This is a genomic window from Actinoplanes sp. CA-051413, assembly GCF_050955795.1.
Classification (GTDB): domain Bacteria; phylum Actinomycetota; class Actinomycetes; order Mycobacteriales; family Micromonosporaceae; genus Actinoplanes.
This window is the reverse complement of the sequence record NZ_CP192100.1, coordinates 6,830,294-6,844,756: the sequence shown is the minus strand read 5'-3', so window position 1 is coordinate 6,844,756 and position 14,463 is coordinate 6,830,294. Positions and strand designations below refer to the sequence as shown.

Here is a 14,463-nt window from a genome sequence, read left to right as displayed (position 1 = left end):
GATGGGCTCGCAGGGCGGGCTGACGGACTTCGCGGCGTGCTGGCGCCGGCTGGTGGCCCACGAGGGCTTCGTGCCGATGGACCTCGGCGGACTCGACGCCCTGCTGGGGAGCCTGACCGACCGGCTCGCCGAGGCGGCGCGGGCCGGGTCGTTCGACCCCGAGTCGGTCGGCGCGGTCGGCTTCGCGCTGGTCGAGGCGCACCTGACCGAGCCGGCCGTGCTCGCCGCCACTGTCTCCCTGATCGGCACCCACCTGGCCGCGGCCACCGGAGCCGGACCGGACCGGATCGTGGAGATCCAGGCCGCCGTGGCCGCCGGCTACGCGACGGCGATCCGCGACGCCACCATGGCCGAGCAGGAGCTGCTCGGCCGGTCGGTGCTCAGCGCGCACGCCTCCGCCGAGCGCGCGCTGCGCTCCAGCGAGGCGCGGCTGCGGGCGGTCTTCCACGGCGCGGCGATCGGCATCGGCGTCAGCACCATGGACGGCCGCATCGTGCAGGTCAACCAGGCGTTCGCCGATCTGCTCGGCTACACCACCGAGGAGATGTGCAGCCTGCTGGTGCCGCAGCTCAACCACCCCGAAGACCCGCCCGAGATGTGGAAGATGTACGAGGCGCTGATCGGCGGCGAGCACGATCACGTACGGATGGAGAAGGCCTACTACCGCAAGGACCGCGCGGTCGTCTGGACCGATCTGACGGTGTCCCTGATCCGCGACGACGCCGGTGCCCCGGAGTTCACCATCGCCATGGTCCAGGACATCACCGACCGCCGCCGGCTCAAGCACCGGCTGGAGTATCAGGCCACCCACGACCCGCTGACCGGCCTGCCGAACCGCACGATGGTCGGCGACCAGCTCCAGCGCATCTTCGACACCGGCGACCCGGACGCCCGGGTCGGGCTGTGCTACCTGGACCTGGACGGCTTCAAACGGGTCAACGACACCCTGGGCCACCAGGTCGGCGACGAACTGCTGGTGGCGGTGGCCCAGCGGCTGCGCACGTGCGCGGCGGGCTTCGGGCAGCTCGCCGGCCGGATGAGCGGCGACGAGTTCGTGCTGCTGATCGAGAACTCGAGCGGGCCGACGGAGCTGACGGAGCTGGCCGAGCGGACCCTGGCCGTGCTGGCCGAGCCGTACCAGCTGGGCCAGCACCGGATGCGCGTGTCGGCCAGCATCGGCCTGGTGGAGAGCAACGTCCACGCGACCAGCCCGGCCGAGCTGATGAAGGCCGCCGACCTCACCCTGTACGTGGCCAAGTCCGAGGGCCGCAGCCGCTTCGTGATGTACGACGCCGACCGCAACGCCCGCCAGGCGGCCCGGTACGCGCTCGCCGCGGCGCTGCCCGACGCCCTCGACCGCGGCGAGTTCACCCTGGTCTACCAGCCGCTGGTGAACCTGGCCGACCAGCGCCTGATCGGCGTCGAGGCGCTGCTGCGCTGGCAGCATCCCCAGCTCGGCGAGCTGACCCCGGACTCGTTCATCACCCTGGCCGAGGAGACGGGCATCATCGTGCCGCTGGGCCGCTGGGTCCTCGAGCAGGCGTGCGGCCAGGCGGCCGACTGGGCCCGCCGCTTCCCCGGGGTACGGATCTCGGTCAGCGTCAACATCACGGTCTCGCAGGCCCACGAGCCGACGCTGCCGGCCGAGGTGGAGAGCATCCTCACGCGTACCGGCCTGGACCCGTCACTGCTGGTCCTGGAACTGACCGAGAGCGCGATCATGGACACCAACGGCCCGCTGCAGGCGCTGGCCAGCCTGGCCGAGCGCGGCATCCGCATCGCCATCGACGACTTCGGCACGGGGTACTCGAATTTCGCGTACCTGCGCCGGCTGCCGGTGCACACGCTGAAATTGGCCGGCCCGTTCGTCGACGGCCTGCGCGACCCGGCGGGCGGCGACTCGGTGGACGAACGCATCGTGGAGACGATCATCCGGCTGGCCCACACGATCGGCATCAGCGTGACGGCCGAAGCGGTCGAGACCCGGCTGCAGGCGGACCGGCTGCGGGCGCTGGGCTGCGACACCGGCCAGGGCTGGCTGTTCGCCCGCCCGATGCTCCCGGCCGGCGTGGCCGACCTGCTGCGTGAGGAACCCGTCAGCTGAACGCGGCGCGGTGATCGCTCACCCAGCGGGCGAACGTGCGTCCCGGATGCCCGATCACCTCTTCGACGGTGGTCGTAACCGTGGTCTCGTCGATGACACCGTCGGCGAAGAACGCCTCGAAGGCCGCGGCGTACTCGGTGGGGAGGGTCGCGTACAGCTCGTCATGGGTCTGCTCCCGGGTCTGGCCGACCGCCCGCAGCGGCCGGCCGAGCACCTCGGCGAGAACGCCGACCCGGTCGGCGGGGGTGAGGGCCTGCGGCCCGGTGAGCCGGTAGCGCCGCAGCTGATGGCCGGGCTCGGTGAAAGCCCGGACGGCGACATCGGCGATGTCCCGGGGATCGATGGTGGACACCGCGACGTCGGGGAACTGGGTGCTGATGGTGTCGCCCCGATCGAGCTGGTCCTTCCACTGCAGCGTGTTGGTCATGAAGCTGTTCGGCCGCAGGAACGTCCAGGGAATGCCACTGCCGGCGACGGCCCGCTCGGCGGCGAGGTGGTAGCGCGCCACCGCGTTGTCTGTGTCGGTGCCGAGGACTGAGCTGCTCGACAGCAGCACGACGTGCCCGACGCCGGCGGCTCGGGCGTCGGCCAGGAGTTGCTCGGCGTTGTCGTAGCCGGCGAGGAGGAAGAGGCCGGCGATGCCGGGGAGGGCGGGGGCTACGGATCCGGGGTCGTTGAGGTCGCCGGTGGCCAGGGCGGTGCCGTGGGGGAGGCGGTCGGCGGCCTTGGTGGGATCACGGACCAGGGCGCGGACCGGTACGCCGGTGTCGTGCAGGGCCTGGACGACCGCGCTGCCGATGGTGCCGGTCGCCCCCGTAACCAGAATCATGCCGTTCCTCTCGGTCGAATGTGTCGTGGTGCCACCGACTACTCTGGCGGAACTCCTGGGGGAAGGGCAGCCATGCCGAGGACCGATGGCCGATAACCCGCTGATCGCGGCGCCGTCGACGCAGGGCCCGAGTCCATGGGCGGGCGTCTGGATCGCCGAGGACATCGAGCAGATCATCTCCGGCGTGCAGAACGGCTCCTGGATCGACGGCACGCTCGGGGTGGTCGGGGCGGGGCTGGACGGGCTGGCCCTGGTGTCGGATCCGGTGGGGGCGCTGCTGCAGTACGGCATCGCCTGGCTGATCGAGCATGTGAAGCCGTTGTCCGAGGCGCTGGACTGGCTGGCGGGAGATCCGGCCCAGATCGCGGCACACGCGCAGACCTGGCGCAATGTCGCCGTCAGTCTGGGCAATGAGGCCGATGAGCTGGTCCGCTCGGTTCGCTGGGACGTCGAGGGATGGACGGGCGCGGCCGGCGACGCGTACCGCCGTCACGCTGGTCACCGGGCGGAGAACCTGCGAACCCTCGGCCTGGCGGCCGACGGGATGGCCCTGATGACCGAAGCCGCCGGAACTCTGATCGGCACCGTACGGATCATGGTCCGTGACGCCGTCGCGACCGTCGTCTCGCGGTTGATCGTCTACGCGGGCGAGCTGATCGCCACGGCAGGCCTGGCGACACCGCTGGTCGTGGAGCAGGTGACCACGCTGTGTGCCGCGTGGGGCGCGCGCATCGCCCGATGGCTCAAGGGTCTGATCGCCAGCTTGCGCAAGCTCGGCGAAGCGATGCGCCGGCTCGGCGATCGCATCCACGATCTCAAGGTCAACCGGGCCGACGCGTCCGCGGGCAAGGGCGAGCAGGGCACCGGCGCCGGATCAGCCGGCTCGTCCTCAGGCGCCGCCGTTCCGCCTCCAGGACCACCGTGGCCCGTTCGCGACGACGTCACTGGCGCTGCGCGCGGCAAGGACCTCAAGCCGCCGAACAAGCGCCACACAGTGACCGGTGCCGCGCACGGCGAGGTCAGAGGCGACAACAGCGTGATCCTGCGCGGGAACGAGAGCCTGATCCGCGACGACATCGCGCAGATCGCCGCCGGCCACGCCGAGTGGCTGCCCGAGATCAACCGGTACGAGATCAACGGCCGAACCTACGGCATCGAGCAGAGTGGCACCGTGTTCCCGGACTCCGGTCCTGGCATTGTGAAACTGGACCGCAACGAGTTCGCGGCGTTGAAAGAGATCGCTCGGGCGGGAGGCGACGTGGACAGCGTGCGTGTCTTCACCCGGGACCCCCGTTACGTCAGCCATCCCGAAGCCATCGCCAAGGCGAAGTCCATCTACGACGGGACCTACCCGGAATGACCTACGACCTGCTCCTGGCCGGTGACCTCGACACAGCCCGGCTCAGCGCGGCGCTCGCCGACCTGGCCTCCGTCCCGCTGGAGGCGGTGGACGTCGCCGACGCGGAGGCTGAGGAGCGTAACTGGGACGCGGCTGTCCTGTGCACCTGTCGAGCTGTGCAGGGTGATCTCTCCTGGTCCTTGGATGTCTACCTGGCCGTGCCGGAGCCGCCGGGTGCGATGAAGGCCGCCGAATCGCTCGCCGTGTCACTGGGGCTGCCGGTGTTGTATCCGGCCGAGCCGTTCCCGCCCAGTGCGTACTGGATGGCACTGCCGGACGGCTCCCGGACCCGGGCCCGCGTCTACGAGCAGGACAAGGAAGGCGAGACGGTGCTCGTCATCGACGCGGTGGCGAAGCCGGTCGCGTGGCTGCCGGGGATCCGGGTCGAGGCGCAGCCGGAGGTGATCCGGGAGCATCGGATGCCGACCCCGGTCACGGCCGAGTTCGAGTCCTGGCTGGCCGGCGAGATGATGATCCCCGAGCGGGAGGACGTGCTGCGGGCCGCGTGCGGTCGGCTCGCGGCGTGGGAGGCGTTGACCGTACGGATGAAGTCGGGCTGGCCGCCGGACGGCTGGTATCCGGAGGCCTTCTACCAGGAGGATCTGGCGAACCGGGACGATCTGGCCACTGACGTCGACCGGATCCCGCCTGCGGTCCAGAGCCACTTCACCGAAGCACTCACCCGGGTCGACGAAGCGTTTCGGGCCGCCACCCGTGACCGGCCGGTTGCGGCCGAGGGGAAAGCCTGGTGGTGGCAACGGGTGCCGGACCCCGTGCCGTGGCCCAGCGCCGGCTGACCCCATCACAAGCGGCGTATGTCGATGGATCTTGGTGGTGCGGGCGATCTAGGCTGCCCGCATGCATAACGGGGACCTTCATCGATTCACCTGGCGCCGGCGAGTCATCGCCAGCCTCCTGACCCTTTCCGTCGCCGGCCTCACCGCCGCCTGCAAGACTCCCACCGCCGCCGAGCCGGCCTCGGTCGCCGGCGCCGGCCCGGCCGCATCCAGCGCTCCCGCGGTCAAGTACTTCGGCCCGGACTCCTTCGGCAAGCTCACCATCACCATGTCCGAGAAGGACGCGCTGGCCACTGGTGAGCTGCAGACCGAGCCCGTCTCGACCGTGCTCGGCAAGAACGTGTACTCCTTCGTCGGTGGCCCGAAGCCCGATCCCAAGCGGATGGCCGCCGACGAAAAGCTCGAAAAGGCCGTCGAGAAGGCCGACGCGGGCACCGATACTTCCGCGGCCGGTTCGGCCAAGGCCGCCAAGGCGTACGCCGATTCCACGCAGCGCATCGTCGAGCGGCTGGAGGCGTACCTCGGTGCCGGGGGTGCTTCTTTCCGGGACGGCAGGCTCAGCTCCATCGCCGCGCCGAAGGATGCCGTCACGGAGGCCGGGGTCAAGCGGGGTTCGTCGGTGGCCGAGCTGAAGGCGGCCTATGACGGCAAGGGGCTCAAGAGCACTTCCAAGACCGCGTACGAGCTGCCGGTCGAAGGCCACGCCGGCTGGACCGTCCTGTTCGAGCTCAAGGGCGACACGGTGCAGTACATGTCGATCGGCAAGGCGGGCTAGTTCGACGGTACGGTGGAGCGACGTTCATCGATCAACGTCGATCACGGGAGAACCCGGATGAAGTCGCTCACCGTCGCCGTGACCGCTGTCCTGCTCAGCACCACTCTGTTCGCCGCTCCCGCCCGGGCCGGCACCTCCGCGCCGGCCGCACCGGTCAGTGCGGCGGAGGTGCCCGCCCGGCTCATCCCGGCCCGGCCCAGCCCGGACGATGTGCGCCGCTCCCTCGTGCGCATCGCCCGCGACAGTGCCGGCCGGGTCCGGCTCGGCGTCATCGGCCGCAGCAACGAGGGCCGGGCGCTGCGCCTGGCCAGCGTCGGGCACGGCCCCACCCGGCTGCTCTACGTCACCCAGCAGCACGGCGACGAGCCGCTGGGCACGCCGGCCGCCGTACGCCTGTTGTGGTCTCTCGGGGTGCCCCGCACGGCCTGGCACCGCTGGCTGCTCAGCCGGGTCACGATCGACGTCGTGGTGCAGGCCAACCCCGACGGCGCAGTACGCAACCAGCGCTACAACCACGACCCCGCCGCCACCGGTGACTACACCGAGCCGGGCGTCGGGTACGACATCAACCGCTTCCACAACCCGCTCACGCCCATCGGGGACAACCCGGTGCCCGAGTCACGCGCGATCCTGCGGCTGTGGCAGGCCACCCGGCCGCAGGTCGTGATCGACTACCACATGCAGGGCCGCTACCTGCAGCCCGACGGCCGGGAGACCACCGCCTCGATCCTGTGGCCGACCAGCCCGCTGGCCCCGGCTCCGGCGGTCACCGCGGCGCGCCGGCTCGCGGTGGTCAACGACGCCGCGATGACCCGGGTGGCCGGGGCCAACGTGACGCGCTATCCCGGGGGCGACTACGAGGGCATCGCGCGCAACGCGTACGGGATCCTGGGTAGTGCGTCGCTGCTCGTCGAGCTCTCCGATCTGCCCGCCGAGCAAGTGGAGTTCCAGATCCGCACCGCGTTCGTGTCCATGCTCGCCACCGCGCAGGCGGCGGCGGACGAATCGCTGCGGCGGGCCGATCCGGCGCGGGCGGACTCGATCCCGGCCCGCGGTCCCGCACTGCCGGGCATCGTGTCCCCACTGGCACGCGTCGACGCCGCCTGACCCGGCCCGGGTTCCACCGGCGGCCCAGCCGGGCCGCCGGCGGGGCTCAGTTGTAGAACGCCAGGACCTGGTCGGCGATGCAGGCCGGCTTGGTCTGCCCCTCGACCTCCGCCGCTATCCGGATGGTCGCCAGCGCCGACCCGGCCATCCGCCGTGAGGTGAGCAGCGTCGCGGTGCCGCGCAGCCGCGATCCCACCGGCACCGGCGCGCGGAAGCGGACCCGGTCGAAGCCCACGTTGATCGCCCGGGTCACGTCGCGGACCTGGATGATCTCGGTGATGAACGCCGTGCACAGCGACAGAGTCAGCGCGCCGTGCGCGACCGTCCCGCCGAACGGGCCTTCCTTCGCGGCCCGTTCCGGATCGACGTGGATCCACTGGTGATCGCCGGTGAGGTCGGCGAACGTGTCGATCCGGGCCTGGTCGATCAGCTGCCAGCCGGAGGTGCCGAGCTCGTCGCGGGCGAGCAGGTCGTCGATGCTGTCGAAGGCGGTCATCCGGTCAGTGTGACCGGTAGGCCCTCGGCAGGCGCATGCCGCGCGCGGCCATCAGGTGGCGGACCCGGTTCGGATAGTTGGTGATGATGCCGTCCACGCCCAGGTCCATCAGCGCCGCGACGGTGGCCGGGTCGTCGCAGGTCCATGGGATCACCTTCAGGCCGCGCTCGTGGGCCCGGCGCACCATCGCCGCGTCCGGGTAGAAGCGGAAGCCCGGGTCGCCCAGCTTGCCGTTCTGCGGAAAGCCGTACACCGGGGACAGCGCCGTCACGCCCGGGATCGCGTCCGCCGCCCGGACGAAGTCGCCGTCGTAGTCGTCGGCGTCGATGCCGCCCAGCCAGGGTGAGGCGCCCGGCCGGCCCACCTGGAGGAAGTCGTAGTTGGTCAGGGCGACCAGCGGCCAGCGGGGCGCCAGCCGGTGCATCTCGCGCAGCGCGCCCCAGTCGAAGGACTGGATCGTCACCTGCCGCTCCAGGCCGGTCCGGCGGATTTCCTCGAAGACTCGGCGGACGAACAGCTCCCGGGGCGCGGTCTGCTCGGGCGCGCCCGCCTCCACCTTGGTCTCGATGTTCAGCTTCACGCCGTGGGCCCGGTAGCGCCTGACGAGGTCGAACACCTGGCGCAGCTCGACCATCCGCAGGCCCTTGATCTGCTCCTGCTCCGGGAAGCCGGGCAGCTGCTGGAAGCCGCAGTCCATCGTCCTCAGCTGCGCCAGCGTCAGGTCCTTGACGTACCGGCCGACGTACGGGAACTGCGGGTCACCCGGCGTGACCGGCGCGGTGTCGCGGCACTTCTGCGCGCTGACCTGCCGGTCGTGGGTGACCACGACCCGGCGGTCGCGGGTGAGCTGGGTGTCCAGCTCCAGCGTGCTGACCCCCAGCCGCAGCGCCTTGGCGAAGCCCTCCAGGGATTCCTCGGTGGTCAGGCCGATGCCGCCGCGGTGCGCCTGGAGGTCGAAGCGGGCGGCGGGGGAGGCCTGGGCGGTTCCCGGCCCGGCCAGCACCGGTACGAACGCCAGGGCGGCGAGCAGGTGGCGCAGTGGCATGGGGGCCTCCGCCTTTCCGGGATTTGAGCGTACGACGCTAGGCCGCGGCGGTTACCGGACCGTAAACGTAACGGGAATGCATTCTCGGACACCCGTGAACGGCCGGGTCCCCGATTCGGTGCGCTGATTTCGCGTTTCGCAGGCGGAGAGGTTCGTCAATGGTCGCCGCGCCGTCGTGTGACCGGAAAAGCCTGTCCCAACGGTGGATAGGGCCATGGTCCGATCGACCTCGAAACCCGTGAATTTTCGGTGTCCGATCGCCCCTAGTTGATCATCTCGGGCGTGAAGAGGCTCGGCGGACCATGATCCACTGCGCCCTGTCACGCTTCCGCTACGTGTCTGGTTTATTACGCCTTCATTAAGATCACTTAAGGGAATCCCCATGTCAGTCGATGCTTAACAGTTCAGTCAGCAATGTAGACGGACTTGAAAACAGCGCCGGGAAATTGACGGCGCTAGCACTCCTACGTGGACGGGTCAACGGCTGAACCGGGTCAGCCACGGGACATCGAATGTCCCGCCGATCGTTGCTACCGTCCATCGTGGCTTCATCGTGGGCCACCTCCGGGATCGCTCTGTGTCAATTTCCTTAACGGCACCTGTGCTGATCCTCCCCTGCTCTGGAGGTACTGGATGGTCCCCACTCGTCCCGCGCGCCGTCGATCGACGCGCATCGCCCTCGTCGCGACGGCTGTCGTGACAGTGCTGCTCGGCGCCTCGAGCCCCGCTGCGGCCCAGGCGACCGGCGCGCTCGGCAAGCCCGCCGTTCAACCACCGAGCGTGCCCGGTCTGGCCCAGGTCGCCCGGCCCACCGAGGCGCGCCCCGCCCCGCTGCCCAAGCGCGCCGGCAGCGTCAAGGTCGTCAAGCCGGCCAAGCCGGCCCGGGCCGCCGCCGCGGCGGCCGGTCTCAACGACCAGGTCGCCCTGCGCGCGCTGGTCATCGGCACCGACGCCAACGACTTCGGCGTCGCCACCTGGAAGACCACATTGGACCGCGTCGGCGCTTCCTACGACGTGCTCTACGACTCCACCACGCCGCTGACCACCGGCACCCTCGTGCGCCCCGACGGCGTCGGCCGCTACAACGCGATCCTGCTCACCAACAGCATGCAGGTGTACGAGTCCAACGGCAGCTACCTCAGCGGCCTCGACCCCGCGGAGTGGAACATCCTCTGGGCGTACGAGCGCAACTTCGGGGTCCGCCAGGCCGCCCTCTACACCAGCTACGGCACCTGGCCCGAGAACTACTGCCTCACCTCCAACGGTGAGACCGGCGTCGGCAGCACCCCGATCAACCTGTCGCTCACCGCGACCGGCGCGGGCGTCTTCGACTACCTGAAGAGCACCGCCCAGATCCCGCTGGTGCAGTCGTACGTCTACCGCACCGCGATCACCCCGGGCTGCGGCGCCGAGGCCACCATCACCAACGGCTCGGATGTGCTCGGCGTGCGCACCACCTCCACCGACGGCCGCGAGCGGCTCGCGCTGACGTTCACCTCGAACCAGTACCTGACGCACTCCGACCTGCTGGTCTACGGCATGCTGCGGTGGGCGAGCAAGGGCATGTTCCTCGGTGAGCAGCGCCACCACCTCAACGTCGACATCGACGACTGGTTCAACACCTCGGACCACTACTACCCGGACGGCCACGTCGAGTACACGCCGGGCTTCCAGGTCAGCGGGCATGACACCGTCAACCTCGACAACCAGCAGATCGCGCTGCGCGCCGCGCACCCGCAGGCCGCCGGCTTCAAGTTCAACGTGGCGTTCAACGGGGCCGACATCGACCCGTTCGCCGGCAGCGCGTGCAGCCCCAACGGTGGCATCGCCGAGCTCACCGCGACGACCAAGTGCCTCAAGGACAAGTTCCGCTGGGTCAACCACACCCTGAACCACCCGGAGCTGAACAACACCAGCTACGCCACCTCGTACCAGGAGATCAACGACAACCGGGCGGCGGGCAACGCGATCGGCCTGACCTCCCCCGACAGCGTGCTCAAGACCCCGGAGTATTCCGGCCTGGGCGTCTACAACCCGAACCCGAACGACGACACCAGCCCGCCGGTCGACCACGGTCTCACCGGCTCCAACCCGGAGCTGCTGCGGGCGGCCAAGGACCTCAACGTCAAGTACCTGCACGGCAACATGTCGTTCGCCAGCCACGTGCCGGCCAACCTCAACGCCGCCAAGGTGCACCCGATGGAGCCGAGCATCTCGGTGGTGCCGGACTGGCCGACGAACGTCGCCTACTTCGTCACCACGCCGCAGGAGGAGACCGCGTTCTACAACTCCTTCTACGGCCCGAACGGGCGCTTCCCGTACTGGCCCACGAACCTGACCTACGAGCAGATCATCGACTACGAGGCCGGCGTGGCCCTCGGGCACGTGTCCTCCGGCGCGATCTACTCGCACACCTTCCACATCGGCAACGTCCGGGACTACGGCGCCGGCAAGACGCTGCTCACGGACTGGATCGACGCCGTGATGACCAAGTACGAGGGCTTCTACTCCGTACCGCTGCTCAACCAGGACTGGCCGACGCTGGCGGCGTACACCTCGACCCGGACCGCGCACTTCGCGCAGCTCGGCGCCGGCGTGGACCCCGTCTACGACCGGTCCACCGGCAACATCACGGTCACCTCGCCGGCCGCCGGCACCGTGCAGATCAGCGGCGCCCAGGGCACCGGGGCCAGCACGTACGGCACCGATGTGACGACGACGCTCGCCCTCGCGGCGAACACCGCCGTCACGGTCACCGCAGTCCCGCACCTGTGACGAGCAGGACCTGGTAGAGGGGGGCCGGTGAAGATCGCGCTGGTGTCGGAGGGCACCTACCCGTACGCGATGGGTGGCGTCAGCGTGTGGTGCGAGCAGCTCATCAAGGGCATGCCCGACTACCGCTGGGATGTCGTCGCGCTCACCGTCGACGGCGCCGAGCAGTCCGTCTTCCCGGCCCCCACCAACCTCGGCCAGGTCCACTCGATCCCGCTGTGGGGTGCGCGGCCGCCCGGCCGCCGCTCCCGGCGGGGTCCGGGCCGCCGGCCCGGAGCCACCTTCACCGAGTCGTACGAGGTGTTCCTGCGGGCGCTGGTGACCCCGCTGGAGGCCACCCGTTCCGAGCAGAGCGCCGTCAGCCGCAGCATGTTCCTGCTCGCCCTGCGCGGCATGTTCGAGTACGCCAGCGACGGCGGCGACCTGAGCGGGGCGCTGCTGTCCAACGAGGCCCTGACGATGATGCTCGACGCCTGGCGCGACCTGCGCGTCGACGAGATCGGTCCGGCGCCCACGGTGGCCGACGCCGTGGAGGCGGCCTGGCTCATCGAGCACATGCTGCGCCCGCTGAGCGCCACCCCGGTCGAGGCCGACATCGTGCACTCCTCGATGAACGGGCTGGCCACGCTCGTCGGCATGACCGCCAAGTGGAAGCACGGCACCCCGCTGGTCATGTCCGAGCACGGCATCTACCTGCGCGAGCGCTACATCGCCCACCTGCACGACGACGCGTCGCATCCGGTACGGGTGCTGGTGCTCAGCTTCTTCCGGCAGCTGGCCGGCGCCGCGTACCTGATCACCGATGTGCTGGCCCCGCACTCCATGTACAACCGGCGCTGGCAGCTGCACAACGGGGCCGACCCGGAACGCATGTGGACCATGTACAACGGCGTCGAGCCGGAGGAGTTCCCGGCCGCCACCAGCGAGCCCGAGCTGCCCACGATCTCGTACATGGGCCGGGTCGACCCGCTCAAGGACCTGCACACGCTGATCCGGGCGTTCGCGCTGGTCCGGGCCGAGATCCCGGAGGCCCGGCTGCGCATCTTCGGCGGCACCCCGGCGGTCAACCGGATCTATCACGAGAGCTGCGAGCGGCTCATCGAGGAGCTCGGCCTCACCGGCGCCGCGGTGCTGGAGGGCCGGGTCGGCAACGCCGTCGACGCGTACCACGCGGGCAGCATCGTCGCGCTGACCAGCATCTCCGAGGGCTTCCCGTACACGGTGGTGGAGGCCATGGCGTGCGGGCGCCCGACCGTGTGCACCAACGTCGGCGGGGTCGCGGAAGCGGTGGGCGACACCGGCTTCGTCGTCCCGCCCCGCGACTACGCGGCCGTGGCCGAGGCGTGCGTGAAGCTGTTGCGCGACAACGAGATGCGCCGCCGGCTCGGCATCATGGCCCGGGCCCGGGTGCTCGAACACTTCACCCTGCGGCGCTCGCTGGAGATGTACCGCAACGTCTACGAGGGGCTGGCCACGCCGCTCAAGGCGTCCCCGCCGCCGCGGCACCTGCGCGGTCAGGCCCAGGGCCGGGTGGCCGTCCCGACGCAGCGCGCCGCCGGGCAGCAGCTGCAGCTGGACGGTGAGTCCCGGTGAGTCTGGACAGCGAGCTCGATCCGAACCGCCAGCGGCTCGGCTCGATCATGGCGGCCGCGGCGAAGAACCGCGCCGCCGGGCCGGGCGAGCACACCGTGCTGCTGCCCAAGATCTCCACCGATCCGCTGGACGACCTGGTGGAACGGGTACGCCCCCAGCTCGGTCAGGCGGTCGACTCGCTGCACGTGGCCGCCGCCCTCGAAGCCGACGGACTCACCGACCGCGGCGCCCGCGTCGAGTACGGCTACCGCGACGTCTTCGCCCTGGCCACCGAGGTGTTCCGCCGCCTCGGCCCGCAGCTGCCCAAGCCCCGCGAAGCGACCGCCCGCGACCCCGAGGCCTGGCGGGAGAGCCTGCGCCTGATCGCCCACGGCCCGCTGTACGTGCTGCCGAGCACCGCGTTCCCGGCGGTGCTGGCGATCGTCGGGCGGCGGTCGCTGGTGCTGGGCCTGGTCCTGGCCAGCACGCTGGGCTGGGTGTGGGCCGGTGCCGCCGCGCACGGGGCGTACCGGATGCTCGGTCTCGGCCGGCCCCGTTCCGCCGCCCGGATCCTCACCCTGGCCGCCGGGTCCGCGCCGGTGGCCGGCGCCCTCGCCGGCGCCGCGCTGGTCTGGTTCACCGGCGGCGGCGCCGCGCTGATCGCCATGATCACCTGTCAGGTGGCCTACCAGCTCACCAGCACCGTGCTGGTCTTCTACCGCCGGGAACGGTGGCTGGCCCTGGCCATGACGCCGGCCTTCCTGGTCGGCGCGGCCTACCTGGTCCTCGGGTCCGGGCTCAAGCTCTGGTCGGTCGGCGTGGCAGCCGGGTGTGTGCTGGCCGGATTCCTGATCGCGATGCTGCTCGCCGTGCACCACGGCCGGGTGCCGGCCGTGCAGGAGCCCGCGCTGCGGGTCGCGCTGCGACCGGAGGTGCCGGCACTGATCGGGGTGAGCGCGTACGGGCTGTGCTCGGCGGCGCTCCTGCTGCACGCCGAGGCGCCGTATCTGCTGGGCCGGCTCGACATCGCCATCGCCGCCGCGCCGCTGATCCTGACCATGGGCGTGGTCGAGTGGCGGGCCGAGCGGTTCCGGCCGCAGGCGGTCGCCCTCGTCCGGCGGGTCGAGCGGCCCCGGGAGTTCGTCCGCGGCGTGTGGCTGCTGCTGGCCCGGGAGGTCGCGATCTGCCTGCTCGCACCCGCGCTCCCGGCGGCGGCGATGGTGGCAGTGCTGTTCTGGGCCGGCCTGTTGTCCAGCGCGGGGGTCGTCATGACGGCGGCCCATGTCGCGCTCGGCGGCGCATACCTGCTGGCCTTCCTGCTCGCCGGGCGCGAGCGCTTCGGCTGGCTGTGCGCCTCGATGCTCGCCGCGATCACCGTCCACGTCGGCCTGGGCGCCCTGCTCGGCACCGCGCCGCTGCTGGGCCGCCCCGGCTCCGCGCTCGTGGACACCTCGCTCTACCTGGGCAGCGTGCTGCTGCTCCAGGCGCTCTTTGTGCTCGGCCTGGCCCCGATCCTCGGCCAGGCCCGGCACTACCGGTAGTACCGACACGTGGGGAGGCAGGTCAG

Annotated in this window: 11 protein-coding genes; 8 read left to right on the top strand and 3 right to left on the bottom strand. The window is 70.8% G+C overall.

All coding sequences use genetic code 11. The features are described 5' to 3' along the window. Position 1: 1 nt before the first annotated feature. Positions 2-2,104, top strand: coding sequence for a putative bifunctional diguanylate cyclase/phosphodiesterase (locus ACQP2Y_RS32250; protein ID WP_433719268.1), 2,103 nt, complete (start codon positions 2-4; stop codon positions 2,102-2,104). On the opposite strand, the gene ACQP2Y_RS32245 is transcribed toward ACQP2Y_RS32250, so the two are convergent. Beyond that, entirely contained in the window at positions 2,097-2,933 is an 837-nt protein-coding gene (locus ACQP2Y_RS32245) for an NAD(P)H-binding protein (RefSeq protein ID WP_433719266.1), read from the bottom strand. The genes ACQP2Y_RS32250 and ACQP2Y_RS32245 overlap by 8 nt on opposite strands. A gap of 85 nt (positions 2,934-3,018) precedes the next feature. On the opposite strand from ACQP2Y_RS32245, the gene ACQP2Y_RS32240 reads away from it, so the two are divergent. From ACQP2Y_RS32240 to ACQP2Y_RS32225, 4 genes are all read left to right on the top strand, one after another. Continuing rightward, positions 3,019-4,293, top strand: a complete 1,275-nt coding sequence (locus tag ACQP2Y_RS32240; protein WP_433719263.1) for a WXG100 family type VII secretion target — start codon at positions 3,019-3,021, stop codon at positions 4,291-4,293. Next, the gene (locus tag ACQP2Y_RS32235; RefSeq protein ID WP_433719261.1) at positions 4,290-5,129 is read left to right on the top strand and encodes a hypothetical protein; all 840 of its coding nucleotides are present in this window, start codon (positions 4,290-4,292) and stop codon (positions 5,127-5,129) included. The genes ACQP2Y_RS32240 and ACQP2Y_RS32235 overlap by 4 nt, the downstream gene beginning before the upstream one ends. 61 nt (positions 5,130-5,190) lie before the next feature. Continuing rightward, complete coding sequence (locus ACQP2Y_RS32230; RefSeq protein ID WP_433719259.1) at positions 5,191-5,904, top strand: hypothetical protein; 714 nt, start codon at positions 5,191-5,193, stop codon at positions 5,902-5,904. 57 nt (positions 5,905-5,961) lie between these two features. Next, positions 5,962-7,011 carry a M14 family zinc carboxypeptidase gene (locus tag ACQP2Y_RS32225; protein WP_433719257.1) on the top strand — a complete coding sequence of 350 codons (1,050 nt, stop codon included), beginning with the start codon at positions 5,962-5,964 and terminating at the stop codon, positions 7,009-7,011. Between the two features lie 46 nt (positions 7,012-7,057). Here the strand turns inward: ACQP2Y_RS32225 and ACQP2Y_RS32220 are convergent, their stop codons facing one another. Both ACQP2Y_RS32220 and ACQP2Y_RS32215 read right to left on the bottom strand, forming a co-directional pair. Continuing rightward, positions 7,058-7,507, bottom strand: a complete 450-nt coding sequence (locus ACQP2Y_RS32220; protein WP_433719255.1) for a MaoC family dehydratase — start codon at positions 7,505-7,507, stop codon at positions 7,058-7,060. 4 nt (positions 7,508-7,511) lie between these two features. Beyond that, on the bottom strand, positions 7,512-8,552 hold the full coding sequence (locus tag ACQP2Y_RS32215; protein WP_433719252.1) for a glycerophosphodiester phosphodiesterase family protein: 1,041 nt from the start codon (positions 8,550-8,552) through the stop codon (positions 7,512-7,514). Between the two features lie 633 nt (positions 8,553-9,185). Between ACQP2Y_RS32215 and ACQP2Y_RS32210 the strand changes: the two genes are divergently transcribed. From ACQP2Y_RS32210 to ACQP2Y_RS32200, 3 genes are read left to right on the top strand one after another with little or no spacing between them, the layout of a single operon-like run. Next, positions 9,186-11,327, top strand: coding sequence for a hypothetical protein (locus ACQP2Y_RS32210; protein ID WP_433719250.1), 2,142 nt, complete (start codon positions 9,186-9,188; stop codon positions 11,325-11,327). 27 nt (positions 11,328-11,354) lie between these two features. Then, complete coding sequence (gene pelF / locus ACQP2Y_RS32205; protein ID WP_433719247.1) at positions 11,355-12,917, top strand: GT4 family glycosyltransferase PelF; 1,563 nt, start codon at positions 11,355-11,357, stop codon at positions 12,915-12,917. Next, positions 12,914-14,437 carry a hypothetical protein gene (locus ACQP2Y_RS32200; RefSeq protein WP_433719244.1) on the top strand — a complete coding sequence of 508 codons (1,524 nt, stop codon included), beginning with the start codon at positions 12,914-12,916 and terminating at the stop codon, positions 14,435-14,437. Before pelF ends, ACQP2Y_RS32200 begins: the two co-directional genes overlap by 4 nt. Positions 14,438-14,463: the final 26 nt, after the last annotated feature.

Excerpts from the sequence above, each read along its gene's own strand:
- ACQP2Y_RS32245 (WP_433719266.1), bottom strand. The coding sequence starts at position 2,933 with ATGATTCTGGTTACGGGGGCGACCGGCACCATCGGCAGCGCGGTCGTC.
- ACQP2Y_RS32250 (WP_433719268.1), top strand. The coding sequence starts at position 2 with ATGGGCTCGCAGGGCGGGCTGACGGACTTCGCGGCGTGCTGGCGCCGG.
- ACQP2Y_RS32220 (WP_433719255.1), bottom strand. The coding sequence starts at position 7,507 with ATGACCGCCTTCGACAGCATCGACGACCTGCTCGCCCGCGACGAGCTC.
- ACQP2Y_RS32210 (WP_433719250.1), top strand. The coding sequence starts at position 9,186 with ATGGTCCCCACTCGTCCCGCGCGCCGTCGATCGACGCGCATCGCCCTC.
- ACQP2Y_RS32225 (WP_433719257.1), top strand. The coding sequence starts at position 5,962 with ATGAAGTCGCTCACCGTCGCCGTGACCGCTGTCCTGCTCAGCACCACT.
- ACQP2Y_RS32215 (WP_433719252.1), bottom strand. The coding sequence starts at position 8,552 with ATGCCACTGCGCCACCTGCTCGCCGCCCTGGCGTTCGTACCGGTGCTG.
- ACQP2Y_RS32240 (WP_433719263.1), top strand. The coding sequence starts at position 3,019 with ATGGCCGATAACCCGCTGATCGCGGCGCCGTCGACGCAGGGCCCGAGT.
- ACQP2Y_RS32230 (WP_433719259.1), top strand. The coding sequence starts at position 5,191 with ATGCATAACGGGGACCTTCATCGATTCACCTGGCGCCGGCGAGTCATC.
- ACQP2Y_RS32235 (WP_433719261.1), top strand. The coding sequence starts at position 4,290 with ATGACCTACGACCTGCTCCTGGCCGGTGACCTCGACACAGCCCGGCTC.